Source organism: Massilia sp. FBCC-B171, from assembly GCF_059134155.1.
The window spans coordinates 3,441,079-3,466,855 of sequence record NZ_CP101443.1 but is presented as its reverse complement, the minus strand read 5'-3'; the positions used below and the strand labels follow the sequence as shown (position 1 = coordinate 3,466,855).

Here is a 25,777-nt window from a genome sequence, read left to right as displayed (position 1 = left end):
ATTCAGGCGTGCGTTGAACGCGTGGGCGGCGCACATGCCGCCTATGTGCGCGCCGACGGGTGGAGCCGCCCACCCTACGGGTATGCAGAAAAGTATGCAGCAGGCGTAGGGTGGGCGGCTCCATCCGGTCATTTGAACAGACACCACGTATGCGCCGCCCACGCGTTCAACCAGTCCATGCAAGGACGCGCCGATGCGCCAGGAAGACGAAAAAAAACGGCTGCCGAAGCAGCCGTCCTTATTCATTCACTACAGCGATCGATTACTGATCGCCGAAGCTGCGGCGTGCGCCGTCGGCCGAACGTGGGTTCGAACCGCGGTAACCGCCGCTGCTGCCTTCGCGGCGTGGGGCGCCGGTGCTCGGGCCGCGTGGCGCCGCGTCACGGTTGTAGCCGCCTTCGCGTGGTGCTGCCGATGGCTTGCTGAAGCTGCGCTGGCCTGGCTTGGCGGCGCTGCGGCCGTCGCCTGGTTTCCAGCCGCCTGGACGGGCGCCGGTACGTGCCGGTGGCGCCGAACGCTTCGGCTCGAAGCCTTCCACGACGGTCGCCGGGATCAGCTGCTTGGTGAAGCGCTCGATACGCTTAATGTTCATGCCTTCGGCGTGGTTCACCAGCGAGATCGCCAGGCCATTGCGGCCGGCACGGCCGGTACGGCCGATACGGTGCACATAGTCTTCCGGGAACTTCGGCAGGTCGTAGTTCACCACGTGGGTGATGGTCGGAACGTCGATGCCGCGGGCAGCGACGTCGGTTGCGACCAGCACGCGCACCTGGCCGCGGCGCAGGCTGTCCAGGGTGCGGTTACGCGCGCCCTGGTGCATGTCGCCGTGCAGCGCGGCGGCTGCGAAGCCGGCGATGTTCAGGCGGTCGGCGATGGTGTCGGCGTCACGCTTGGTGGCGGTGAAGACAACGGCCTGGTCCATCGACTCGTCGCGCAGCAGGTGGTCCAGCAGGCGATTCTTGTGCGACAGGTCGTCGACGAAGTGCACGCGCTGCGAAATGTTCTCGTGGCGGTTCGAGGCGCTGGCGATCTGGATCACCATCGGATCCTTGGTGATGCGGCGTGCCATGTTGCCGACGACGCCGTCGAGCGTTGCCGAGAACAGCATGGTCTGGCGGCCGGCCGGGGTTGCAGCGACGATCTTTTCGATGTCGTCGATGAAGCCCATGTCCAGCATGCGGTCCGCTTCGTCCAGCACCAGGATCTGCAGTTCCGAGAAGTCGATCTTGCCCGACTCCATGTGGTCGATCAGGCGGCCTGGGGTAGCAACCAGGATTTCAGGATTCTTCGACAGCAGTTGCATCTGCTTGGGGTAAGGCATGCCGCCCAGGATCGACACGGCGCGGATGCGGCGCATGTGGCTGCCGTATTTTTCGGTGGCGGTCGTGACCTGCAGGGCCAGTTCGCGGGTCGGGGTCAGCACCAGCATCTTTGGCTTGGCGGCTGTGAAACGGACGCGCTCGTTGCGGCCGCGGGATGCATCTTGTGCAGGCGCGGCGACGACTTCGGCGCTGACGAGCTTGTGCAGGGCCGGCAGCATGAAGGCTGCGGTCTTGCCCGAACCGGTTTGCGAGGACACCAGCAGGTCGCGGCCTGCGATCGCGGCAGGAACGGCTTGTTCCTGGACTGGCGTAGGGACGGTGTAACCCGATTCGGTGACTGCTTTGACGATGGTGGCGTGGAGGCCGAGTGCTTCAAAACTCATTGTTTTCTTACTTTCGGTAGAGATCAGCGCTCATCATGTGTACGAGCGCAAAATAGCAACGCGAACCAACAGAACGAAATGACTCAGAAATGAAAGAAATTTCGGCACAAAAGCTTTGCGCCGGGACGGTGTCAGGAGATCGACACACAGGGCGGGAGGGCTTTAAAGGCTACCTGGAGCGGTAAGCCTGGCTGCGGTGCTGCTTGTTGTTACTTTTAGTGCGCCTGGGTGACCGGTAGTCGTGTTATTGCAGCGCACAAACAGCACTATACAGTAGTTTTGGAATGCTTGCACAGTGCGGTCGATTTGATCCTGCGCAAACTGCGAGCAGGGAAAAAACAAGGGCCGGCGCTGAGGCCGGCCCATGGATGCTGTCGATGCAGGCGATCAGCGGTGTTTACGCGTGCTGTTGGTGCTGCGCGAGACGCGCTTGCCCGAACTTGCCACAGCCTTGGTCTTGAAACGCTGGGTGCGTGCACCGCTGCGCTTTTCGCCGCGGTCCGCTTCGAGCGCCATGACGGCGCTGTCGACGATGTTTTCGGCGATGTCCGAGTGCAGCGAGGCCGAGGTTTTCGGCACCAGGATGGTCGAGCCGGCTTTCAGGCGGGTCTGGGCCGGAATGTTGTTGGCCTGGCGGATGACTTCCGGGGTGGTGCCGAACTTCGAGGCCAGCGAGGCGATGCTTTCCTTGGCGCCCGTGATCTTGTGCGTGGTCCAGGTCGAGAGCGCCTGGCCGAACTGCGCCAGGTTCAGGTGGAACTTCTCGGCGTTCTTTTGTGGCAGCAGGATCTTGGTGCGGTCGCCGCCGGTGATGACGGGGCGCTTGAACTGCGGGTTCAGGGCCTTGAATTCGTCAAGCGACATCTCGGCCAGCTGGGCGGCAATGGCGAGGTCGATGTCGCTGGTCTTGTCGACCGCGGTGAAATAGGGCTGGTTGTCGATCACCGGGAGGGCGACGTTGTACTGGACCGGGTTGCCGACGATGTTCTTCACCGCCTGCAGCTTCGGTACGTAGTTGCGCGTCTCGGCCGGCATCAGGTCGGCCAGGCTTTCGAAATCGGTTGGCTTGCCGAGCGCCTGGTTTTTCTTGATCGCCTTCTGGACATTGCCTTCGCCCCAGTTATAGGCGGCCAGGGCCAGCTGCCAGTCGCCGAACATCGTGTACAGGCGCTGCAGATAGGTCAGGGCGGCATCGGTCGAGGCCAGCACGCCGCGGCGCTCGTCCTTGAAGGTGTTCTGCTTGAGGTCGTAGTCCTTGCCCGTGCCCGGCACGAACTGCCAGATGCCGGCGGCGTTCGCGGTCGACAGGGCTTGCGGGTTGAAGGCGGACTCGATGATCGGCAGCAGCGCCAGTTCGGTCGGCATGTTGCGCTTTTCCAGTTCCTGCACCACGTGGTACAGGTAGGGCGAAGCACGGCCCGAAATGCGCGCCATGTATTCCGGCTTGAGGCTGTACGACTTCACATGGCGATCGACCAGGCTGTTGCTGATGTCGGGAATGGCGTAGCCGCTGCGGATGCGGCCCCAGACATCGGTTTCCTTGTAGTCGTCGACCTTCAGCGCAGCGGCGGCGGAAGGCAGGGCGGGACGCGTGACGGCGGCGCTGACGAGCGCGTTGACCGGGGCATTGTCGATGGCATGGGCGAGTGGAGCCGAGAGCAGAAGCACCAGCGCGGCAGCAATTGAGGGTGTGCGGGTCATGTCGTACATAGCTTTCCAGTATGTTGCGTCCCGGAACTGCAGGACTGACGATAAGGGGGCAGTGTAAGTAGCGGCGAAGAAAGCAGTCAAGCGGTATACCTGAGCCGTTACAAATTTTTCTGTCTACTCATTTTGCCAACATGAAATTGATTTGACAACACTCGCGAGGGGTATGCCACTGACCTCGGACCCATCTCATAGGAAGAATGCCGATGAAAAACAAGATACTGTAAGGGAGTATGCAGAATCTCTTCCTTGTAATCCATTCCTTTGGGAAACAATCCAGCGACCCTGCCTTATTGTCGAGTTAATAAGGAAAAGCGGATTTTCCCGTCCCGTTCGCTCTGTTTCCAACTTACCCGCGTCGAATGGTTGACCTATGAGCACACGCAAACTGTGCGTACAATCCGGTTTTCGCGCCCGTTTCCCTACCGAGAGCCATATGAGTATTGCCAACCTGAACGCTGACGACGACGCCATCCTTGCCGCCACCCGCCGCTGGCTGGAAAAGGCCGTCATCGGCCTGAACCTCTGCCCCTTCGCCAAAGCCGTCTATGTAAAAGAGCAGGTGCGCTATGTCGTCTCCTCGGCGCGCACGCCCGAAGCGCTGCTGGAACAATTGATGGACGAGTTGCAGCAGCTGTCCGACACCCCGGCCGAGCAGGTCGATACGACGCTCATCATCCATCCCTTCGTGCTCGACGATTTCCTCGACTACAACGAGTTCCTGGATGTGGCCGACGCCGCGGTCGAGGACATGCACCTCGACGGCGAATTGCAGGTGGCAAGCTTCCACCCCGACTACCAGTTCGCCGACACCGACAAGAACGACATCGAGAACTTTACCAACCGCGCGCCTTACCCGATCCTGCAGCTCCTGCGCGAGGAGAGCATCGAGCGCGCGGTCGAGGCCTTCCCCGATGCGGCCGAAATTTTCGAGAAGAATATCGAAACCATGGAACAACTCGGCCACGAAGGCTGGGACAAGCTCGATGTCGGACCAGCCCGCTAATCCGGGGGCTGGCGCCCTCCCGCCGCGTCCCGACACCCCCTGTGTCGCGGTCTGCTCGACCACCTTCGACGACGTCTGCCGCGGCTGCGGGCGTACCGTGGCCGAGGTCGCGCACTGGGTGTCGATGCCGGCTGAACAGAAGGAGCTGGTCTGGCAGCGCATCCTGGCCCAGGGCTACCCCCGCCGCAACACCTGAGCACGGTTGGGCGGGCCGCCGCCGCGGCGCCGCCGCTGTGCGATGATAGGGCTGTAACGGGCGGGTTCTAGTCCGCTGCAACTGGCGGTTATCACGCCTGAAAGCAGCTTGCCAGTGACCTGTAGCAACATCTACTATGCAGAATCGGCAGCGTGGGCACTTCCACGTTCCGCGCCGGCGAACCGGCGCCAACCATTGCGGCCACGACCATGTCATGGATTGATGTGCGCGGCTTTACGTCGCGAATAAGCAGGCTGTACGTCAAGTCGGTCTACGGCGCCATGCTGATGGTCGTCGTCGGCGGCCTGGTGATTCCTGCGCTGCTCGCCAGCTATTTCCTGCTCGTGGTGCAGGAGCGCCAGAACACGGTCGCCGAACTCAACGAAACCCTGCAGCGCAATGCCGAGATCCTCGCGCTGGGCATGCAGGAGTCCCTCTGGAACATGAACACGACGGCGGCGCGCTCGCTGGTCGACTCGGTCATGCGCGACCCGTCGGTGGTGCGGATCCAGGTGCGTGGCCAGTTCGACTCCGGCCTGATCGACGTGCGCGCCCCCAAGCGGACCCTGGGCCGCGTGCTGCGCGCCGAGCGCCGCATCGTGGTGCAGGGCGAGCGCATCGGCGACGTGACGATCGAGATGGACGACCTGCAGAGCAGCCAGGAACTCACCCGCAAGCAGCGCAATTACGCGCTGGTGCTGGCGGTGCAGGTGACGATCTCGCTGCTCCTGATCCTGGCCTTCCTGCGCCGGCGCCTGCACGACCCGCTGCGCACGCTCGCCGGTTTTTCCGACCGTCTCTCGCGCGGCGACTTCAATACTCCTTTGGCGCTCGACGTGCCGGGGGAACTCGGACGCCTGGGCACCCAGATGGAACGCATGCGGGTCGCGATCCGCACCCTGTTCGCCGACGTCGCCCAGCGCGAGGAGCAGTTCCGCTCGATCGTCAGCCAGGTGCCTGGCGCCGTGTTCCGCGCCCGTGCCAGTGGCGGGTTCGACTTCGTCAGCGACGCCATTGAAGGAATCGGCGGTATCCCGGCGGCGTCGCTCATGCGGGGCGGCACCGACGCCTGGGTTGCGTTGATCGTGCCCGCGGACCGGCCTCTGCGCAGCCAGGTCCTGCGCGAGGCGCTCGAGAGCGAGCGCGCCTATGAGGTGGAATACCGGATCGTCAACGCCGCCGGCGTCGAGCGCTGGGTGCTGGAAAGCGGCCAGCCACAGCGGGTGCCGGACGCGGAAGGCTTTTCGGTCGACGGCATCGTCTCGGACATCGGCGAACGCAAGCGCGACGAAATGCGCATCCAGGCGCTGCTGGCCGAGCAGGGAGCGATCCTCGACAACGTCATGTTCGGCGTGGTGATCACGCGCGACCGGCACATCGTCTCGGTCAACCGGCGCACCGAGCAGCTGTTCGGCTACGCTGCAGGCAGCCTGGTCGGCTGCCCGGCCTCGGTGTTCTTCGTCTCGGCCAGCGAGTACGGCCCGGCCGAGCGCGAATTCTTCCAGCGCCTTGTCAACGGCATGGACACGACCCACGAGCGCCAGCTGCGGCGCAGCGACGGCAGCCTGTTGTGGTGCATGGTGAGCGGCAGTTCAATCGACCCGGGGCGTCCCGAGGCGGGCAATGTGTGGGTCTTCGCCGATATCTCCGAACGCCGGCAGAACGAGGAGAAGCTGCGCCTGTCCTCAACCGTGTTCGAGCACATCGCCGACGCCGTGATGGTGGTCGACGTGATGGGGACGATCGTGACAGTCAATCCGGCCTTCACCCACATCACCGGTTTCGAAGCGCCGGAGGTCATCGGCAAGTCCTGGAGCGTGACGCGTTCGGCGCGCCAGGACCAGGAGCTGTACTTCGCCATGTGGCGCCAGCTGAGCGACACCGGCGTCTGGCAGGGCGAGCTGTGGAGCACGCGCAAGGATGGCGGCACCTACCTCGAGTGGCTGACTGTGTCCACGGTGCGCAACGACGAGGGCAGGGTGTCGCATTACGTGGGCGTCTTCAGCGACATCACGCGCCTGAAGGAATCGCAGGAAAAGCTCGACTTCATGGCCCACCACGATCCGCTCACGAGCCTGCCGAACCGGCTGCTGTTCAACGACCGCCTGCTGCATGCGATCGGCCGCGCGGGGCGCGAACAGCAGCAGCTGGCGGTCATGTTCATCGACCTGGACCGCTTCAAGAACGTCAACGACACGCTCGGCCACCACGTCGGCGACGAACTGCTGAAACAGGTCGCGCTCGCCCTTGGCCAGCGCCTGCGCGACGGCGACACGCTGGCGCGCCTGGGCGGCGACGAATTCATCGTCCTGCTCGAGAACGTCGACGGCAGCTATGGCGCCGGCCTGGTGGCGACCAAGATGATGGCCCTGTTCGAGCAGCCCTTCATGGTCGCCGGCCACGAGCTCTTCGTCACCGGCAGCATCGGCATCAGCCTGTTCCCGGGCGACGGCCAGGATGCGAACAACCTCGTGAAAAACGCCGACGTCGCCATGTACCAGGCCAAGTCGCGCGGGCGCAACGGCTACCAGTTCTATTCGCCCGAGATGGACGGCGAGGGCGTCGAGCGCCTGCGGATGGAAGCGCTGCTGCGCCGCTCGATCGATCGCAACGAAATCTTCCTGCACTACCAGCCCCAGGTCGAAATCGGCAGCGGCCGCCTGATCGGGGTCGAGGCGCTGGTACGCTGGCATAATCCGGAGCTGGGACTGGTCAGCCCGGTGCGTTTCATCCCGATGGCCGAGGACACCGGCTTCATCAACCAGCTCGGCGAATGGGTGCTGGCGGAAAGCTGCCGCCAGATGGTGCGCTGGGACGAGGCCGGGCTGATGGTGCCGAAGATGGCGGTCAACCTGTCGGTGCGCCAGGTCGAGCGCGGGGCGATGGCGCCGCAGGTGGCGCGCGTGCTGGCCGAAACGCGCCTGGCGCCGCGGCGCCTGCAGCTGGAAGTGACGGAGTCCGTGATCATGAATACCGGCGACGCGCTGGCCTTCGTGCACGAACTGCACGCGATCGGCGTCGGGCTGGCGATCGACGATTTCGGCACGGGTTACTCGTCGCTGGCCTATTTGAAGCAGTTGCCGGTGGACGTCCTGAAAATCGACCGCAGCTTCATCAAGGACATCGCGATCGATTCGAACGACGAGGCGATTGCGATTGCGATCATCCAGCTCGGTAAAAGCATGAACCTCTCGGTGATCGCCGAGGGGGTGGAAAACGAAGAACAGGCAGCCTTCCTGCTGCGCCATGGCTGCACGCGCGCACAGGGTTACCTGTACGGCCGGCCGGTGGCGCCGGCCGAGCTGCTGGAAAACTGGGGAAACAAGAATAATGAGAGACACGAACACGCCGGCCGGGACACCCGGGGAACCATCACCTGAGCAGGCTTCGCGCAAGGCGTCAAAACGCAGTTCGCGGCGCCGCTTCCTGGCCGGCGCCCTGGTGGCCAGCGGCGCGCTGCTGGTCGGCTGGGGCACGCGCCCGCCGCGCCAGCGCCTGCACACGAGCGAACCGCTGCCTGTGGCGAACGGCGCCGTCGCCCTGAATGGCTGGATCACGATCGGCCTGGACGGCATCGTCTCGGTCGTGGTGCCGCGCAGCGAGATGGGGCAGGGCGTGCACACGGCCCTGCCGATGCTGGTGGCCGAAGAACTCGACGCATCCCTGGATAGCGTGCGCATCGCCGCCGCACCGATCGACAAGATCTTCGGCAACCTGGCGGTGCTGCGCGAGAACCTGCCTTTCCATCCCGACGAACGCGGCAATGTGAAGGACGGCGCCCAGTGGATGCTGGCCAAGGTCGGGCGCGAGCTCGGCATCATGTTCACCGGCGGCTCGACCAGCGTGAAGGATGCCTGGCAGCCGATGCGCGAAGCCGGCGCCGTGGCGCGCGCTATGCTGGTCAAAGCGGCCGCCGGCCAGTGGAAGGCGTCTCCCGCCGACCTGCGTACCGAGGACGGCTTCGTGATCCACAAGGATGGCCGGCGCGCCTCCTACGCCAGCCTGGCCGCGCGCGCCGCGGACGTTGGCGCCGGCATCGATGCCGGCGACGTGCGCCTGAAGGACCCGAAGGACTTTCGCCTGATCGGCAAACCGCTGCCGCGGCGCGACACGCCGGCCAAAGTAAATGGCACGGCGCTGTTCGGCATCGACGCGCGTCCTGCCGGCATGCTGTATGCGGCCGTCAAGATGGCGCCGGTCATCGGCGCCACGGTCGCTTCGTTCGAAGAGGCGGCGGTGAAAGCCATGCCTGGCGTGATCGGCGTGGTCGACGTCTCAGGCGCGCTTGGACCCCATGCCGGCGCCGGTGCCGGCGTGGCCGTGATCGCGCGCAGCTGGTGGCAGGCGAAGACGGCCGCCGCCGCGCTGCAGGTGCGCTGGAACGAGGGGGCGGGCGTTGCGCTGTCGACGGAGTCGATTTTCGCCGGCTTCGCCAACGCCCTCGACAACGAATCGGGCTTTACCTATTACGAGAGCGGCGCCCAGGATGTGGCGGGCGCCGTCAAGACGATCAGCGCCGAATACCGCGCGCCCTTCCTCGCGCATGCGGCGATGGAGCCGGTCAACTGCACCGCGCAAGTGGAGAACGGCAAGGTGCGCCTGTGGGCCTCGACCCAGGTGCCGAGCATCGCGGTCGACGTGGCGGCCAAGGTGGCGGGCGTGGCGAGGGAAGACGTCAGCATCGAGGTCATGCTGCTGGGCGGCGGCTTCGGGCGCCGTCTGGAGGGCGACATGGTCGCCCAGGCGGTGGTCGTCGCCCTGGCCGCGGGCGGCAAACCGGTACAGCTGATCTGGACGCGCGAAGACGACACCACCCACGACGTCTACCGTCCGGCCGCACTGGCCCGCTTCAAGGCCAGCCTGGACGCAGGCGGGCGCGTGCTGGCCTGGGACAACAAGTCGGCCAGCGGCGCGATCGGCCACCAGTACTTCCCGCGCAACCTGGGCCTGCCGGGCATGGGGCCGGACAAGACCACGGCCGAGGGCGAGTACGACATGCAGTACGAGATAGCCAACCAGCGCATCGCCCACGTGATCGTCGACAGCGCGGTGCCGCTGGGCTACTGGCGCTCGGTCGGCCACTCGCACAATGCCTTCTTCAAGGAGGGCTTCCTCGACGAAGTGGCGCACGCGGCCGGCCAGGATGGCGTGGCCTACCGGCGTGCGCTGCTGGCCAAGCATCCGCGCCACCTGGCGGTGCTCGACGCGGCGGTGCGCAAGGCCGGCACGCCGCCCGCCGGCCGCGCACATGGCGTGGCCCTGCACCAGAGCTTCGGCAGCATCGTGGCGCAAGTGGCCGAGGTCTCGGTCGAAGGCACGGACATTCGCGTGCACCGGGTCGTCTGCGCGATCGACTGCGGCATCGTCGTCAACCCGAACATCGTGGCCCAGCAGATGGAGTCGGCCGTTGTCTTTGGCCTGTCGGCGGCCTTGAGTGGCGAAATCACGATCAAGGACGGGCGCGTGCAGCAGTCCAATTTCGGCGACTATCCGGTGCTGCGCTTCGACCGGGCGCCGGTGGTGGACACCGTCATCGTCGCCAGCGCCGAGCCGCCCGAAGGCGTGGGCGAGCCGGGTGTACCGCCGGTGGCGCCGGCCGTGGCCGCTGCCGTGTTCAAGCTGACCGGCAAGCGGCTGCGCAGCCTGCCGCTGCGCCTAAGCTGACCGGGGCCTGCGCACCGCCCAGTACACGGTCAGGCCGACCAGGAAGCCCAGGCCGACATTGACCAGCGCAACCAGGGCGGTCAGCACGACCGGCAGCAGCTCGCGCCAGTGCGTGCTGCGCGGCAGGTTGCCCACGACCAGCTGGCCGCCCGCGAGAAACAGGATGGTGCCCAGCACCGCGGCCGGCACGGCCTGCAGCAGGAAGCCGATCGAATCGCTGAAGCACAGCGCCAGCAGCAGCAGCGTCAGGCCGAAAATGACCGGGGCGCCGCCGCTGCGCGCGCCAAAGGCCGTATAGGCGGCCATGCCGCCGGCGCCATGGCACATCGGGATGCCGCCGAACAGCGCGCCCACCAGATTGATGGCGCCGGTCGTGAGTGACACTTTCCTGACATTCGTCGGGCGCTCGGGGAAGAGCCGGTTGTTTTCGCCGGTAACGGCGATCACGGCATTGGCCATGGTCAGCGGCAGCTGGGGCAGCGCCAGCAAGAGCGTGCCGGTGGCCAGGTCTTCCCATCCGATGCCGCCCGGCGCGATCACGGGAAGGCGGAAGGCAAAGCCGAACTGCGCCGCCTGCCACAGGCTTGGATCGCGCGCGACGCCGTAGGCCAGGCCGCCTGCCAGCAGCACGATCATGGCCGGGAAGTGCCGGCTGCGGCGCAGCAGCACCGCAACGGCAAGGGCGGCGCCGGCGGCCAGCCAGTCGGCCGACATCATGCGCCCGCCCTGCAGCATGAAGGACAGGCCCAGCCCGGCCACGATGCCTTGCACCACCTCCTTCGGGACCAGGCGCGCCAGCCGCGCCGCCAAGCCGCTCGCGCCCAGCAGCAGCCACAGCACCCCGGTGACCAGGCTGGCGGCGGCGATCGAGGCGTGGGTCACCACGCCGGCGTGCGCGACCGCCAGGGCGCCGATGGCTTTCATGGGCTGCACCGGCATGGGCGTGCGGTAGAAGATGCCGCAGCCGACCAGGGCGATGCCGAAGGCCAGCAGGATGCCGACCGGGTCCATCTTCAGCACGCCGACATAGGCCACGACGAAGGGAATGAAGCTGCCCAGGTCGGCAAAAGCGGCCGACCATTCGGCGCGGTCGAAGCGCAGGGGTGCGGCATTCTTCATGGGTATATGCAAGTTCTGGAAGGCGGCTTACCATAGCACATCGATACGAATGGGAAAATGCCATGTTCAAGCTCACCAAACACCTTGCCCTGCTGGGTGTCCTGCTGGTCGCCAGCGCACCTGTGCTGGCCCAGCAGTCGATCCGGCTCTCGACCACCACCAGCACCGAGAACTCGGGCCTGCTGCACTACCTGCTGCCGAAGTTCGAAGCCAGGACGAATAGCAAGGTGAAAGTGATTTCGGTCGGCACCGGCAAGGCGCTGGAACTGGCGAAGAACGGCGACGTCGACGTCACGCTGGTGCATGCGCGCGCGCTCGAAGACAAGTTCGTCGCCGAAGGCCATGGCGTGAACCGGCGCGACGTCATGTACAACGATTTCATCGTGGTCGGGCCCGAGAGCGACCCGGCCGGCATCCGGGGCAGCAAGGACGTCCTGGCCGCAATGGGGAAAATCGCCGCCAGCGGTGCGAAATTCATCTCGCGCGGCGACAACTCCGGTACCGACCTGATGGAGAAAGCCTATTGGACCCAGGCCGGCAGCCGGCCGCAGGGCAGCGCCTACGTGTCGGCGGGCCTGGGCATGGGCGAAGTGCTGAACATGGCCGCCGAATTGCGTGCCTATACGCTCACCGACCGCGCCACCTACATCGCTTACCGCGCGAAAACCGGCCTGCAGATCGCGGTCGAGGGCGACCCGAAGATGTTCAACCCCTATGGCATCATCGCGGTCAACCCGCAAAAGTCGAGCAGCCTGAACTACAAGGGCGCAATGCAGCTGGTGGAGTGGATTACCTCGAGCGAAGGCCAGGCGCTGATCGCTTCGTTCCGGACCGGCGGCCAGCAGGTGTTCTTCCCGTCGGCGGCACCCGGCAAATAGGCCGGTGCCAGGCGGCGCGCGCCTGTTGCGTGGCGCTCAGCCGGCCTGGCGCAGCAGGGTCTCCAGATTGCAATCGCGCTGCCAGCCGCGCCGCTCTTCGGTCGAGGCGGCCAGGCGCGCCAGCTCCTGCGGCTCCAGCTCGGCCTGCGCCTGCACCAGGCGCTCGGCCAGTGCGGGCTCGGGCAGCATGGGGCCGAAAAAGGCGACGGTGCCGGCCTGTTGCAGCAGCAGGGTCGGGAAATTGTCGACGTCGAGGTCGCCGACGACCTCGGCCTGGTCTTCGATGTCGATCCAGACGAAGGTCTTGTCGGGATGGCGCGCGGCCAGCGATTCGAAGACGGCGCGGTAGCCGCCGCAGGTGCCGCACCAGGCGGCGCACAGGCAGGCGACGACCCAGCCCCCGTCCTCGATCGAGGCGGCGAGCTGCGCGCGGTTGCTGTTGTCAAGTGTCAGGCTATGCATGGGCGGATTCTACCTTGCGCCGCACAGATAGGCCAACCCGGGGCGCGGGGGAGTTAAAATAGCGCATGCCTATCATCCTTGCCATCGAAACCTCGTCCGAACTTGCCTCCTGCGCGCTGCTGTCGGGCGACTCCGTCATCGCGCGCGAATCCGGAGGCGTGCGCACCCATTCGCAGTCGGTGCTGCCGATGGTGCAGGAGCTGCTGGCCGAAGCCGGGCTGAAGCTGGCCGAGGTCGAGGCAATCGCCTTTGGCGCCGGGCCCGGCTCGTTTACCGGCGTGCGCACGGCCTGCGGCGTGGCCCAGGGCCTGGCCTTCGGCGCCGGTTTGCCGGTGCTGCCGCTGGTCACGCTCGAAGCCATGGCCGAAGCCTGCCGCGCACGCAGCGGCGCGCGCGAGGTCTTGTGCGTGCTGGACGCGCGCATGAACGAAGTCTATTGGGCGCAGTACCGCTTCGACGGCAGCTGGCAGGTCGTGATTGCGCCGGTCCTGTCCGCGCCGGAAGCGGTGCAGCCGCAAGCCGCCGCGGAACTGGCCGCCTGCGGCAACGGCTTCGCCGTCTATCCCGACGCCTTTGCCGGCAAGGCCTTCGCCGCCCAGGCCGACGCCGGCATCGTGCCGCATGCGCGCGAGCTGGCGCGCATCGGGGCCGCCGCGCTGGCGGCCGGCCAGGGCGTGCCGGCGGCGCAGGCGCAGCCGCTCTACCTGCGCAACAAGGTTGCCTACACCAGCGCCGAGCGCCAGGTGATCAATGCGGCCAAGGCCGGGGGCAAGAGCGCATGAAGCTGGCGAACGCAGTCGCAAACGGCGCAGCCGGCCTGGCACTGGTGCCGATGACCATGGACGATGTCGACGAGGTCCACGCGCTCGAATGCAGCGTGTTTCCCCATCCGTGGAGCCGCGCCAACTTCAGCGACTCGGTGCAGGCCGGCTACGATGCCTGGCTGCTGCGCGATGCCGACGGCGCGCTGGCCGGCTATTTTTTGCTGATGTATGCGCTCGACGAAGCCCACCTGCTGGATGTGGCCGTGGCGGGAAATCGGCACGGCACGGGCCTGGGGCGGCAGCTGCTCGACACCCTGTGCGCCCGGGCCAAGGAGATGGGCGCCGAATCGGTGCTGCTCGAAGTGCGGCCATCCAACGAAAGGGCGCTGGCCGTGTACAAGCGCTTCGGCTTTGCCGAGATCGGGCGGCGCAAGGCGTATTATCCGGCCCATGAGGGCAAGCGCGAGGATGCCATCGTGATGAGGCATGGGGTATGAACGTGAACGAACGCGACGAAGTTTTTTTGGCCGAGATGGGCATTACGCCGCTCTGGCGCCTGCGCCGGCAGGCAGCCGGCGAAACGCAGCCGGCCGATGTGCCGGCCGACGAACCCGCCGTGCAGGAAGAGGCCCCAGGCATACATGCGCCCGGCGTCATCCCGCCGCCGCCGCGCGATCCGGCCTGGGGCGAGATTCCGCGCACCACGGCGCCGGCGCCCGCGCCCTGGACCCCGCCGGTCCCGGCGCCGGTCGAAGAAGAGCAGGGCGACAGTCTCGAGGCCATCGCGGCCATGGATTGGGACGAACTGCGCAGCGCGATTGCGCGCTGCAAGCGCTGCGGCGACTGCACCGGCCGCAAGCCCGTGTACGGCGTCGGCCCCCAGGCGGCGCGCTGGATGGTGACGGCCGGCGCGACCAGTGTGGCGGACGAAGCGGCGGGCACGCCGCTGGCGGGCGAGGCTGGCCAGCTGCTGGACAACATGCTGGGCGCCGTCGGCTTGCACCGCGCGCAGGACGTCTACGTGACCAATCTCGTCAAGTGCCGCCCGGTCTCCAACAATGGCGGCGACCGCGCCCCGACGCTGGAGGAAGCGGCGGCCTGCCGTCCCTTCGTCGAACGCGAGCTGGCCCTCTCCGGCGCCGGCCTCGTGCTGACCCTGGGCCAGATCGCCGCCAACGGCCTGCTCGGAAAAGCGCTGCAGGAGCCGCTGGCCGGCACCCGCGGCGCCACCCATGCGCTGGGCGGCGTGCCGCTGGTGGCGACCCTGCATCCCGGCGAGCTGCTGCGCCGCGGCGGCGACAAGGCGCTGGCCTGGGCCGACCTGTGCCGGGCCCGTTCGATCGATGCGCGACGATCTTGACAGCTACCAGCTAGCCTTCCACCGCCGCTGGGGCATGCTGCGGCGCGCGCGGGTGCGCGCGCTGGCCTGGCTGCTCGATTCGCCCGACCTGCTTGACGCCGGCGCGCCCCACTGGCAGGGCCGCATCGCCTCCACCGGGCCCGTAACGCCTGAAGTCGAACGCTGGCTGCGCGACCTGGACCATGATCCGGCGCCGCTCGACGCCGCACTCGGCCCGCGCGTCTACACGCGCCTTGGCCTGTATGCCGAAAAGCTGATGGCCTTTTATTTCCAGGAGCAGGGGCGCCTCGTGGCCCACGGCCTGCAGATCCGGGCCAACCGCAACGACACCGTCGGCGAATTCGACTTCCTGCTCGATGCCGGGCCGGACGCGCTGGAGCACATCGAATTCGCCACCAAGTTCTATTTATTGCAGGGCGAGGCCGGGCAGGAATTCGCGCAGGAGTTCGATACTCTGGTGGGCCCCAACCTGGCCGACAGCCTGGGCGCGAAGATGCGCAAGATTTTCGGGCGCCAGCTCGAATTGGGCGCGCATCCGGCGGCCAAGCCTTTGCTGCCGCGGCCCGTGACGCTGGCGCGCGCGCTGGTGAAGGGCTGGCTGTTCTACCCGGCCGGCAGCTGGCCGGCGATGAGCGGCATCACGGCCGGCCACTGCCGCGGTTTCTGGTGCGCGCTGGGCGAACTCGATGCGCTCGGTGCGGACGCCTTCCTGGTGCTGCCCAAGCTGCAGTGGCTGGCGCCGTTTCGGGCGGCGCACGCCGAGTGGCTGATGAACCGCGCCCAGCTGCACGCCGAGCTCGAGGCGCAGTTCGAAACGAACGCCTCGCCGGTGCTGGTGGCCGTGGTGCGGGTGACGCCGGGGCTGGTGGAAGAAGTCGAGCGCGGCTTCATCGTCCCGAACGACTGGCGCGAGCGCGCCGAAGCAAGAAGCGCCCAGGACAATATGCAAAATATTGTTTGGTAATATTGTTATTTATGCAAATATAATTTGCATGGGCGAAGTTTCCGCCCTTACCACTCAATGCTTGTGTTCCCCGATCAGCGCCAGCGAATCGTGCTGCGCCTGGTTGCGCTGGTGCAGGCGCAGGATCAGGAAGGTAATCCCCGCGATCGACAGGCCGAACAGCACGATGATGATGTTCAGGTCGAGGTTCAGCGTGATCATGATGGCGTACAGCGCGAGCATGGTCAGGATCGACAGGTTCTCGTTGAAGTTCTGTACCGCGATCGAGTGGCCCGCGCTCATCAGGACGTGGCCGCGGTGCTGCAGCAGCGCATTCATCGGCACCACGAAGAAGCCCGACAGGAAGCCGATCAGCGCCAGCAGCGGGTAGGCGACGATCACGTCATGGACGAACACCATCGCCGTCACGACCAGGCCCATGAAGATCCCCATCGGGATCACGGTGAGCGACTTCCTCAGCGGGATGATGCGCGCCGCCAGCGCCGCGCCGACCGCCACGCCAATCGCAACCACGCCGATCAGGCTGGTCGCTTTGTCGAGCGGCATCCCGAGCGAACGTTCGGCCCACTTCAGCACGATCAGCTGCAAGGTGGCGCCCGCGCCCCAGAACAGCGTGGTCACGGCCAGCGAAATCTGGCCCAGCTTGTCTTTCCAGAGCGTGGCCGAGCAGTTGGCGAAATCCGCGATCAGCTTGGCGGGATTGCGTTCCTGGTGCTCGTAGCGCGCGCCCGTTTCCGGGATGCGAAGGTTGAACAGGGTGGCCAGCAGGTAGATCACGACCACCACGGCCATCGCCGCTTCGCTGGTGGTGTCGATGCCGGTGTCGATCAGCGGGAAGTCCACGGCCAGGATCAGGGCCGAGCCGCTGGTGCTGACCAGGTAGCCGCCCATGACGGTGCCGAAAATGATCGACATCACGGTCAGGCCTTCGATCCAGCCATTCGCAGCGACGAGTTTTTCCGGCGGCAGCAGTTCGGTCAGGATGCCGTACTTGGCCGGCGAATACACGGCCGCGCCGAAGCCGACGACGGCATAGGCCAGCAGCGGGTGCACGGTCAGGAACATCAGGCCGCAGCCGAATACCTTGATCAGGTTGGCGATGAACATGACGCGGCCCTTGGGCAGCGCATCGGCGAAGGCGCCGACGAAAGCGGCAAGCAGGACGTAGAACAGGACGAATGAAAGTTTCAGCAGCGGCGTCAGCGACGCCGGAGCGTTCATCGACACCAGCACGTCAATGGCTACAAACAGCAGCGCATTGTCTGCCAGCGACGAGAAAAACTGCGCCGCCATGATGGTATAGAAACCACGATTCATTCGAGTGAGTCAGAAAACAAGAGTGGGTTGCTTTATACCATGAAAGATCGGCATGCCAAAGAAACGGACGGGCAAGAAGCAGGGTGCTCTAGTAAAATAGAACCCTTCGCCTAATCGCTTTTTTCGCCACCAGACATGCCACGCCCGCTCTGCGCCACCATCCATCTCGATTCGATGCAGCATAACCTTGCGCGTGCACGCGCCTGCGCACCCGAGGCCCGCGTCTGGGCCGTCGTCAAGGCCAACGCCTATGGCCACGGGCTCGAACGCGGCATGAAGGGCTTCGCGCTGGCCGACGGCCTGGCGCTGATCGAAACGGAAAACGCGCTGCGCCTGCGCGAACTGGGCTGGATCAAGCCGATCCTGCTCCTGGAAGGCATCTTCGACGCCAGCGACGTCTCGCTGCTGGCCGAACACAATATCAACAGCACCGTCCATTCCCTCGAGCAGATCAAGATGCTGGAGTACACCCAGCTCTATCGCCCGATCGACGTCCACCTGAAAATGAATACCGGGATGAACCGGCTCGGCTTCAAGCCGGACGACTACGCGGCCGCCTACAAGCGCCTGCGCGCCATCAAGGGCATCCGCAACATCACGCTCATGACGCACTTCGCGAACGCCGACGAACTCGAACACCCGCGCCTGGGCGTGGCCGAACAGGTCGAGCGCTTCGTGGGCGGCGCCCAGGGGCTCGAGGGCGAGCGCAGCCTGTCCAATTCGGGCGGCGTGCTGCACCAGGCGGTGCTCCAGGCCGAGCTGCACAACGACTGGGTCCGTCCCGGCATCATGCTTTATGGCGGCACCCCCGGCGGCGGGCGCACGGCGCACGACTACGGCCTGCGCCCGACCATGACGCTCACCTCCGAAATCATCGCGATCCAGAGCCTGGTCGCGGGCGACACCGTCGGCTACGGCAGCCGTTTCGAGGCCCCGGGCCGGATGCAGGTGGGCGTGGTGGCCTGCGGCTATGCCGACGGCTATCCGCGCCACGCGCCGCACGGCACGCCGGTGATCGTCGACGGCGTGCGCACCTCGGTGGTGGGGCGCGTTTCGATGGACATGATGACGGTCGACCTGACGCCGATCGCCAACGCCCGTATCGGCAGCCAGGTCACGCTATGGGGCGACGGCTTGCCGATCGACGAGGTGGCGGCGGCATCGGGCACGATCGGTTATGAATTGATGTGCGCACTCGCCCCGCGCGTGCGCGTCACGGAAGGACGGTTGGGAACCCATGGCTAAGGTAAAGACCCAGTTCGTCTGCAGCGAGTGCGGCAGCGTCAGCAGCCGCTGGACCGGCCAGTGCGCCGACTGCAAGGCCTGGAACACGATGGTCGAGACGGTCCCGGAATCGGCGGGCGTGAACCGCATGTCGCAGACGGTGAACTACAAGGCGCTGGCCCAGACCGCGCCGGTGCTGTCGTTGGCGGACATCGAGGCGGTCGACGTGCCGCGCTTCGGCACCGGCATCGAGGAGTTCGACCGCGTGCTCGGCGGCGGCCTGGTCGCGGGCGGCGTGGTCCTGATCGGCGGCGATCCCGGCATCGGCAAGTCGACCCTGCTGCTGCAGGCCCTGGCCAACCTGGCCGCGACGCGCTCTACCTTATATGTCAGCGGCGAGGAATCCGGCGCCCAGATCGCGCTGCGCGCACGGCGCCTGCAGGTCGAAGCAAAGGACCTGAAACTCCAGGCCGAGATCCAGCTCGAACGCATTCTCGGCACGCTGGCCGACCTGAAGCCTGAAGTAGCCGTGATCGACTCGATCCAGACCCTGTATTCCGATGCGCTTACCGCGGCGCCGGGGTCGGTCTCGCAGGTGCGCGAATGCGCGGCCCAGCTCACGCGCGTGGCCAAGCAGACCGGCGTGACCATCATCCTGGTCGGCCACGTGACGAAAGAGGGCGCGCTGGCAGGTCCCCGCGTGCTGGAACACATCGTCGACACCGTGCTGTATTTTGAGGGCGACCCGCAGTCGAGCTTCCGCCTGGTGCGGGCCATTAAAAACCGCTTCGGCGCCGTGAACGAGCTGGGCGTGTTCGCGATGACGGAGAAGGGCCTGAAAGGCGTGTCGAATCCCTCGGCCCTGTTCCTGTCGCAGCACGACAGCCAGGTGCCGGGTTCCTGCGTGATGGTCACCCAGGAAGGCACGCGCCCGCTGCTGGTCGAGATCCAGGCCCTGGTCGACGCCAGCCACCTGCCGAACGCGCGCCGCTTGTCGGTTGGCCTGGAGCAGAACCGGCTGGCCATGCTGCTGGCGGTGCTGCACCGTCACGCGGGCATCGCAGCCTTCGACCAGGACGTCTTCATCAACGCGGTCGGCGGCGTGAAGATCGCCGAACCGGCGGCCGACCTGGCGGTGCTCCTGGCGATTAACTCGTCGATGCGCAACAAGGCGCTGCCGCGCGGGCTCGTCGTCTTTGGCGAAGTCGGCCTGGCCGGCGAAATCCGCCCGGCGCCGCGCGGCCAGGAACGCCTGAAGGAAGCGGCCAAGCTGGGCTTTTCGATCGCGCTGATCCCGAAGGGGAATATGCCCAAGCAGAAGATCGAAGGCATGAACATCATCGGCGTCGAGCGCATCGACCAGGCGTTTACCAAGTTGCGAGAGCTGGACTGAACGATTCGCCCATCTTGCATATAATTGCGACTTGAACTTACCAACCCTGGCATACCGTGCACGCTGAACAAAGGCAGTCCCAACGCAAGATCCTCAAGACCCGGGCCATGCTGGCCCTCGAAGGCGGCGCCCCGGTGCTGGGGCGCACGACCGACATCAGCGCCAATGGCGTCAGCCTGACGCTGCCACAGCCGGTCGGAATCGGGCAGACGGCGCAAATGCGCTTCGATTTGCTGGTCGAGGGCAAGCTGGTACCCATCCATTCGAAGGCGCGCACCCAGTACTGCATTCTCAGTCATGGCGAATTCAAGGTCGGTCTGCAGTTCCTGAACATGGAACTGAACACGATGACTGCCTTATCGCGCTTCCTGCGTTAGTAAACATCAAAGCGGCGAGCGCCCGAAGGGCCTCGCCGCTTTTCACTGGTCCCGTAACCGGGTTGGGCACTATTCGTGATAGTGGTCGCGCAGGGCTTCAGAGCTGCCACCGATCTCCTGGAAAATCTCATAGGCGATCAGGCCAACCATGCCCGATAAAATAGCAAATACAAACATATTCCACATAGCTTGCAAACGCTCTTCAGCATCCCCTCCTTACAATGACTACGCTTTGAGCATAGCAGCCGCCAGCGTATTTACAAGCGTGCCGGGTACCTATATTTTCGGCGGCATTTGTTATCCGGCGCCATTCCGCCGCCTGTTGCCGCAATAACAATATCGCTCTACACTGGTCAGGTCCAATCCAGCCGGCTCGCCCATGAGTAGACATGTCTATATCGCCTTCGACCGCTTCAAGGACAGCCCGATTTCGGCGGCTGCCTGGATGGCGGCGCTCGCCCAATGCCCGGCCCTGCAGCGCCCGCCTGGACGGGGCCGAGGCGCGAGCCCGGCCGGGGTGGTGGCGCTGACGGCCGACCCGCGCCAGAAGCTGAGCCTGAGCGTGTACGGACTGGGCGAAGCGCACGATCCCTCGCGCGCGATGGTCGAGGCGATGTTCGAGGTGGCCTCCAAGCTGGGCGCCGGGGTCTACAGCGAACGCTGCAAGCGCTACGCCTCGCTCGAGGATTGGGAGCGCCGCAGCAGAAAATACCGCCAGGTCGAGGCGGCGCGCAGGGCCCGGCTGCGCCGCAACAGCCGTTGGCGTACGGCATGGATCCTCGGCGTGCCCATGCTGGCCATGCTGGCGGTATTATTCTGGCCTTGAGCTCGCTTCATTCCAGCTGCATCAATCGTGTGACGGCCCGCGCCGGAACGCGGCACTATTGCGCCGGTACCGCCAGGCATCGCGCACGGGCGCCAGGATCGCTTGTCACACCGAATATGACAGCCACGCCCCGCATGTCATCGAATCGATGACATGGACAATGCCCGTGTCATCGATTCGATGACAGGCGGGGTTTGCGATGTCATCAACTTGTCATATTCGGCCGCTAGACTGCGCAGCAATACCAGGGCGCAGTCTGCGCTCTTACTAAAAGGAAACTGATATGCGTATGAAGCCCTTGCTCGTCTCGATCGCACTTGCCGCCACCGCTTTTGCCTCCACCGCCGTCCAGGCCGTGAACATCACCGGCGCCGGCGCCACCTTCCCGTATCCGATCTACGCCAAGTGGGCGGCCATGTACAAGACCGCCAGCGGCAATGGCCTGAACTACCAGTCGGTCGGCTCGGGCGCCGGCATCAAGCAGATCAAGGCCAAAACGGTCGACTTCGGCGCATCGGACATGCCGCTGCCTGCCAATGAATTGACGGCCGCCGGCTTGTTCCAGTTCCCGGCCGTGATGGGCGGCGTGGTTCCGGTCATCAACCTGCCGGGCGTGACGCCGGGCCAGGTCAAGCTGACCGGCGCCGTACTGGCCGATATTTTCCTGGGCAAGATCACCAAGTGGAACGCCCAGCCGATCGCGGCCCTGAACCCGGGCGTGAAGCTGCCTGCCGACGACATCACCGTCGTGCACCGCGCCGACAGCTCGGGCACCACCTTCCTGTTCACCGACTACCTGTCGAAGACCAACCCGGACTGGAAGCTGAAGGTCGGCGCCGGTACCGCCGTGAAATGGGCGACCGGCGTGGGCGGCAAGGGCAACGAAGGGGTGGCCGCCAATGTGCAGCGCATCAAGGGCGGCATCGGCTACGTGGAATGGGCCTACGCCAAGAAAAACCGCATGGCGCACACCCAGCTGCAGAACCGCGACGGCGCCTGGCTGCAGCCGGACGACGAGGCCTTCAAGGCGGCCGCCGCCAGCGCCGACTGGGCCAAGGCGCCGGGTTTCGCCGTGGTGCTGACCGACCAGGCGGGCAAGGGCAGCTGGCCAATCACGGGCGCTTCCTACATCCTGGTGCACAAGGCCCAGGCCGATGCCGCAAAGGGCAAGGAAGTGCTGAAGTTCTTCGACTGGGCCTATAAGAACGGCGACGCCGCCGCGGCCGAGCTGGACTACGTGCCGATGCCCGACGCCGTCACCAAGCTGGTGCAGGACGCCTGGAAAGCGAACGTGAAAGACGCCGGCGGCAAGGCGATCTGGTAAGGATCAACGGACGCCGCCGCGCACTCCATCGCGGCGGCTCTCCCCGCAGCACACTCGATAAGAACACTACATGAGCGCACATCCTTCCGTCGCCATCGACAAGCCGGCAGCAACCGACGGCGCCGTCGACCTGCAATACGCCGCCCTGCGTAAAACGATGCGCAACCAGCGCATCCAGGACTTCCTCTTCCATAAAATCACCCTGCTGTTCGCCGCCAGCGTGCTCATCGCCCTGGTCGGCATCATCGTCTCGCTGGCCTATGGCGCGGCGCCCGCCTTCAAGGAATTCGGCCCCGGTTTCATCACCACCGTCGAGTGGGATCCGGTCGACGACAAGTTCGGCGCCCTGATCGCGATCTGGGGCACGCTGGCCACGTCGCTGATCGCGCTGCTGGTCGCTTTCCCGATCAGCTTCGGCATCGCGCTCTTCCTCACCGAAATCTGCCCGGCCTGGCTGCGCCGCCCGATGGGCACCGCGGTCGAGCTGCTGGCCGGCGTGCCCTCGATCATCTACGGCATGTGGGGCCTGTTCGTGTTCGCGCCGCTGTTCGCCGACCACGTCCAGCCCTTCCTGAAAGAGACGGTCGGCCAGCTGCCCGTCATCGGCCAGCTGTTCCAGGGCCCGACCATGGGCATCGGCATCCTGACCGCCGGCCTGATCCTGGCCGTGATGATCATCCCGTTCATTTCCTCGGTGATGCGCGACGTGTTCGAGATCGTCCCGGCGGTGCTGAAAGAGTCGGCCTACGGCCTGGGCTGCACCAAGTGGGAAGTGGTGCGCAAGGTGGTGCTGCCTTATACCCGCAACGGCGTGGTCGGCGGCGTGATGCTGGGCCTGGGCCGCGCGCTGGGCGAAACGATGGCGGTGACCTTCGTCATCGGTAACGCCCACAAGCTCTCGCCCTCGCTCTTCATGCCGGGCAATTCGATTTCCTCGACCCTGGCCAACGAATTTGCAGAAGCGGCCTCGCCGCTGCATGTGTCCTCGCTGTTCGCGCTGGCACTGATCCTGTTCGGTATTACCTTCGTCGTGCTGTCGGCTGCGAAACTGATGTTGGCGGGCATGTCCCGCAAGGAAGGCACGAAATGAACGTTAAAAATCCTGTCTACCGCAAGCGCCTGCTGGCGCACCGCATCGGCATCCTGCTCTCCGTCATCGCGATGGGCATCGGCCTGGCCTTCCTGGCCTGGATCCTGTGGACCCTGCTGGTGAATGGTTTTGGTGCACTGTCCGGTTCGCTCTTTACCGGCGACACGCCGGCGCCGGGCGGCGAGGGCGGTGGTTTGCGCAACGCCATCGTCGGCAGCCTGATGATGGTGGGCCTGTCGACCCTGGTCAGCACGCCGATCGGCATCCTGGCCGGCATCTACCTGGCCGAATACGGCGACACCAACCGCTTCGGCCAGATCACGCGCTTCGTGACCGACATCATGCTCTCGGCGCCGTCGATCGTGATCGGCCTGTTCGTCTACGCGCTGTATGTGGCCAAGGTCCAGCACTTCTCGGGCTATGCCGGCACCATCGCGCTGACCCTGATCGCCGTGCCGGTGGTCGTGCGCACCACCGACAACATGCTGCGCCTGGTGCCGAACAGCTTGCTGGAGGCAGCCTTTGCCCTGGGCGCGCCGCGCTGGAAGGTGGCGACCCTGGTGCGTTTGCGGGCAGTGAAGGCAGGCATCGTCACCGGCGTGCTGCTGGCCCTGGCCCGCATTTCGGGCGAGACCGCGCCGCTCCTGTTCACTGCGCTCGACAACCAGTTCTTCAGCACCGACATGAATGCACCGCTGGCCAACCTGCCGTCGGTGATCTACAAGTTCGCGATGAGCCCGTACGACGACTGGCGCTCGCTGGCCTGGGGTGGCGCATTGCTGGTGACCTTCACCGTGCTGTTCCTGAACATCCTGTCGCGTACCGTCTTCACCCAGAAGACTCCACGTTAATTTATCCTGACAACTATGACTCAAGCTATGGCAACCCAGATCCCGGCGGCGAACGAAGCGAAGGCGAAGACGATCGAGATCTCCGGCCTGGATTTCTTCTACGGCAAGACGCAGAGCCTGAAGAACGTTTCGCTCGACATCCACGAGAAGAAGGTGACGGCCTTCATCGGCCCGTCGGGCTGCGGCAAGTCGACCCTGCTGCGCACCCTGAACCGGATGTACGACCTGTACCCGGGCCAGCGCGCGGAAGGCTCGATCATGTACCGCGGCCGGAATATCCTCGAGCCTGGTGTCGACGTGAACATGCTGCGCGCGAAAATCGGCATGGTGTTCCAGAAGCCGACCCCGTTCCCGATGTCGATCTACGACAACATCGCCTTCGGCGTGCGCCTGTATGAAAACCTGTCGAAAGGCGAGATGGATGAGCGCGTCGAATGGGCCCTGAAAAAGGCGGCGCTGTGGGAAGAAGCCAAGGACAAGCTCAATAAAAGCGGGCTGTCGCTGTCGGGCGGCCAGCAGCAGCGCCTGTGCATCGCGCGCGGCGTGGCGGTGAAACCCGACGTGCTGCTGCTCGACGAGCCGACCTCGGCGCTGGACCCGATCTCGACGGCAAAAATCGAAGAGCTGATCAGCGAACTGAAAGAGGATTACACGATCACGATCGTGACCCACAACATGCAACAGGCGGCGCGCTGCTCCGATTACACTGCCTACATGTACCTGGGTGAGCTGGTGGAATTTGGCGAGACGGATCAACTGTTCATGAAGCCGGCACGCAAGGAAACACAAGACTACATCACTGGCCGTTTCGGTTAAGTGAGTCCAGAGACGATATCAAGAAAACTAGGGAGCAGTTTATGATTGGCGAGCATTCCTCAAAACAGTATGACCAGGAACTGGAAGCAATCCGCTCCAAGGTCCTGCTGATGGGCGGCATGGTGGAAACGCAGTTCGAGCAGGCCCTGAACTGCTTCCGCGTGGGCGACATCGCCGAAGCGGACAAGGTGATGGCGGACGACCATGCCGTCAACCAGCTCGAAGTGCAGCTCGACGACGCGTGCAGCCATTTGATCGTCAAGCGCCAGCCGGCCGCCAACGACCTGCGCACCATCATGGCCACGATCAAGGTCATCACCGACCTCGAGCGCATCGGCGACGAGTCGAGCAAGATCGCGCGCACATCGAAAAGCCTGCACGAGCGCGGCGCGACCAGCTTCGCCCATTACGACATGATCCGCGCCATCGGCAAGAACACCTCCGACCTGCTGCACGACGCGCTCGACGCCTTTGCGCGCCTGGACGGCAAGCAGGCGATGCAGATCATCGCGGGCGACGAAATCATCGACCACGAGTTCCGCACCATCCTGCGCAACCTGATCACCTTCATGATGGAAGACCCGCGCACGATTTCTTCGGCGCTCGACACGCTGTGGGTGGCGAAAGCCATCGAGCGCATCGGCGACCATGCCAAGAACATCGCCGAATACGTGATCTATGTGGTTGAAGGGCGCGATATCCGCCACAGCAAGCCCGTGGCTCAGGAAGGCTGA

General features: G+C 65.3%; 23 protein-coding genes. 18 read left to right on the top strand and 5 right to left on the bottom strand.

Translation table 11 applies throughout. The features are described from left to right. Positions 1-262: 262 nt before the first annotated feature. Positions 263-1,705, bottom strand: coding sequence for a DEAD/DEAH box helicase (locus NMB41_RS15660; protein ID WP_494378737.1), 1,443 nt, complete (start codon positions 1,703-1,705; stop codon positions 263-265). 387 nt (positions 1,706-2,092) lie between these two features. Further along, positions 2,093-3,406 (bottom strand): transglycosylase SLT domain-containing protein, encoded by a 1,314-nt coding sequence (locus NMB41_RS15655; protein ID WP_494378736.1) that lies wholly within the window; start codon positions 3,404-3,406, stop codon positions 2,093-2,095. Positions 3,407-3,848: 442 nt separating this feature from the next. Here NMB41_RS15655 and NMB41_RS15650 point away from each other — a divergent pair, with 442 nt between their 5' ends. The 4 genes from NMB41_RS15650 (at position 3,849) to NMB41_RS15635 (ending at position 10,278) form a co-directional block, all read left to right on the top strand. Further along, positions 3,849-4,418, top strand: a complete 570-nt coding sequence (locus tag NMB41_RS15650) for a DUF1415 domain-containing protein (RefSeq protein WP_494378735.1) — start codon at positions 3,849-3,851, stop codon at positions 4,416-4,418. After that, positions 4,399-4,614: a DUF1289 domain-containing protein gene (locus NMB41_RS15645; protein ID WP_494378734.1), complete on the top strand. Its 216-nt coding sequence runs from the start codon at positions 4,399-4,401 to the stop codon at positions 4,612-4,614. The genes NMB41_RS15650 and NMB41_RS15645 overlap by 20 nt, the downstream gene beginning before the upstream one ends. Positions 4,615-4,823: 209 nt before the next feature. Then, a complete protein-coding gene (locus NMB41_RS15640; protein WP_494378733.1) occupies positions 4,824-7,994 on the top strand; it encodes an EAL domain-containing protein in 3,171 nt (1,056 codons plus the stop codon). Next, complete coding sequence (locus NMB41_RS15635) at positions 7,945-10,278, top strand: xanthine dehydrogenase family protein molybdopterin-binding subunit (protein ID WP_494378732.1); 2,334 nt, start codon at positions 7,945-7,947, stop codon at positions 10,276-10,278. Before NMB41_RS15640 ends, NMB41_RS15635 begins: the two co-directional genes overlap by 50 nt. Here NMB41_RS15635 and NMB41_RS15630 read toward each other — a convergent pair. After that, positions 10,270-11,397 carry a putative sulfate/molybdate transporter gene (locus NMB41_RS15630; RefSeq protein WP_494378731.1) on the bottom strand — a complete coding sequence of 376 codons (1,128 nt, stop codon included), beginning with the start codon at positions 11,395-11,397 and terminating at the stop codon, positions 10,270-10,272. The two genes, NMB41_RS15635 and NMB41_RS15630, sit on opposite strands and share 9 nt — an antisense overlap. Before the next feature lie 62 nt (positions 11,398-11,459). On the opposite strand from NMB41_RS15630, the gene NMB41_RS15625 reads away from it, so the two are divergent. Further along, a complete protein-coding gene (locus tag NMB41_RS15625) occupies positions 11,460-12,275 on the top strand; it encodes an ABC transporter substrate-binding protein (protein ID WP_494378730.1) in 816 nt (271 codons plus the stop codon). Positions 12,276-12,311: 36 nt separating this feature from the next. Here the strand turns inward: NMB41_RS15625 and NMB41_RS15620 are convergent, their stop codons facing one another. Then, complete coding sequence (locus NMB41_RS15620; protein ID WP_494378729.1) at positions 12,312-12,737, bottom strand: thioredoxin family protein; 426 nt, start codon at positions 12,735-12,737, stop codon at positions 12,312-12,314. A gap of 65 nt (positions 12,738-12,802) precedes the next feature. On the opposite strand from NMB41_RS15620, the gene tsaB reads away from it, so the two are divergent. Genes tsaB through NMB41_RS15600 form a run of 4 tightly spaced genes read left to right on the top strand, consistent with a single transcriptional unit; the run spans position 12,803 to position 15,825 of the window. Next, positions 12,803-13,519 carry a tRNA (adenosine(37)-N6)-threonylcarbamoyltransferase complex dimerization subunit type 1 TsaB gene (gene tsaB / locus NMB41_RS15615; RefSeq protein ID WP_494378728.1) on the top strand — a complete coding sequence of 239 codons (717 nt, stop codon included), beginning with the start codon at positions 12,803-12,805 and terminating at the stop codon, positions 13,517-13,519. Continuing rightward, positions 13,516-13,998: a ribosomal protein S18-alanine N-acetyltransferase gene (rimI, locus tag NMB41_RS15610; protein WP_494378727.1), complete on the top strand. Its 483-nt coding sequence runs from the start codon at positions 13,516-13,518 to the stop codon at positions 13,996-13,998. Before tsaB ends, rimI begins: the two co-directional genes overlap by 4 nt. After that, positions 13,995-14,861, top strand: coding sequence for a uracil-DNA glycosylase (locus NMB41_RS15605; RefSeq protein WP_494378726.1), 867 nt, complete (start codon positions 13,995-13,997; stop codon positions 14,859-14,861). The genes rimI and NMB41_RS15605 overlap by 4 nt, the downstream gene beginning before the upstream one ends. Beyond that, positions 14,845-15,825: a DUF1853 family protein gene (locus tag NMB41_RS15600; RefSeq protein WP_494378725.1), complete on the top strand. Its 981-nt coding sequence runs from the start codon at positions 14,845-14,847 to the stop codon at positions 15,823-15,825. The genes NMB41_RS15605 and NMB41_RS15600 overlap by 17 nt, the downstream gene beginning before the upstream one ends. Positions 15,826-15,879: 54 nt before the next feature. Here the strand turns inward: NMB41_RS15600 and lplT are convergent, their stop codons facing one another. Further along, positions 15,880-17,142, bottom strand: a complete 1,263-nt coding sequence (lplT, locus tag NMB41_RS15595; protein ID WP_494378724.1) for a lysophospholipid transporter LplT — start codon at positions 17,140-17,142, stop codon at positions 15,880-15,882. A 135-nt stretch (positions 17,143-17,277) separates the two neighbouring features. Here lplT and alr point away from each other — a divergent pair, with 135 nt between their 5' ends. The 9 genes from alr to phoU all read left to right on the top strand — a co-directional run bounded on the left by alr (position 17,278) and on the right by phoU (position 25,777). Then, positions 17,278-18,387 (top strand): alanine racemase, encoded by a 1,110-nt coding sequence (alr, locus tag NMB41_RS15590; RefSeq protein ID WP_494378723.1) that lies wholly within the window; start codon positions 17,278-17,280, stop codon positions 18,385-18,387. Continuing rightward, positions 18,380-19,759, top strand: coding sequence for a DNA repair protein RadA (radA, locus tag NMB41_RS15585; RefSeq protein ID WP_494378722.1), 1,380 nt, complete (start codon positions 18,380-18,382; stop codon positions 19,757-19,759). The genes alr and radA overlap by 8 nt, the downstream gene beginning before the upstream one ends. Before the next feature lie 107 nt (positions 19,760-19,866). Continuing rightward, positions 19,867-20,136 (top strand): PilZ domain-containing protein, encoded by a 270-nt coding sequence (locus NMB41_RS15580; RefSeq protein ID WP_494378721.1) that lies wholly within the window; start codon positions 19,867-19,869, stop codon positions 20,134-20,136. Positions 20,137-20,515: 379 nt separating this feature from the next. Next, positions 20,516-20,962 carry a hypothetical protein gene (locus NMB41_RS15575; RefSeq protein WP_494378720.1) on the top strand — a complete coding sequence of 149 codons (447 nt, stop codon included), beginning with the start codon at positions 20,516-20,518 and terminating at the stop codon, positions 20,960-20,962. A 283-nt stretch (positions 20,963-21,245) separates the two neighbouring features. Then, complete coding sequence (gene pstS, locus NMB41_RS15570) at positions 21,246-22,286, top strand: phosphate ABC transporter substrate-binding protein PstS (RefSeq protein WP_494378719.1); 1,041 nt, start codon at positions 21,246-21,248, stop codon at positions 22,284-22,286. Between the two features lie 157 nt (positions 22,287-22,443). Continuing rightward, complete coding sequence (gene pstC / locus NMB41_RS15565; RefSeq protein WP_494382850.1) at positions 22,444-23,376, top strand: phosphate ABC transporter permease subunit PstC; 933 nt, start codon at positions 22,444-22,446, stop codon at positions 23,374-23,376. After that, a complete protein-coding gene (pstA, locus tag NMB41_RS15560; RefSeq protein WP_494378718.1) occupies positions 23,373-24,227 on the top strand; it encodes a phosphate ABC transporter permease PstA in 855 nt (284 codons plus the stop codon). Before pstC ends, pstA begins: the two co-directional genes overlap by 4 nt. 27 nt (positions 24,228-24,254) lie before the next feature. Further along, positions 24,255-25,043: a phosphate ABC transporter ATP-binding protein PstB gene (pstB, locus tag NMB41_RS15555; RefSeq protein WP_494378717.1), complete on the top strand. Its 789-nt coding sequence runs from the start codon at positions 24,255-24,257 to the stop codon at positions 25,041-25,043. Positions 25,044-25,084: 41 nt separating this feature from the next. Beyond that, positions 25,085-25,777 carry a phosphate signaling complex protein PhoU gene (gene phoU, locus NMB41_RS15550; RefSeq protein ID WP_494378716.1) on the top strand — a complete coding sequence of 231 codons (693 nt, stop codon included), beginning with the start codon at positions 25,085-25,087 and terminating at the stop codon, positions 25,775-25,777.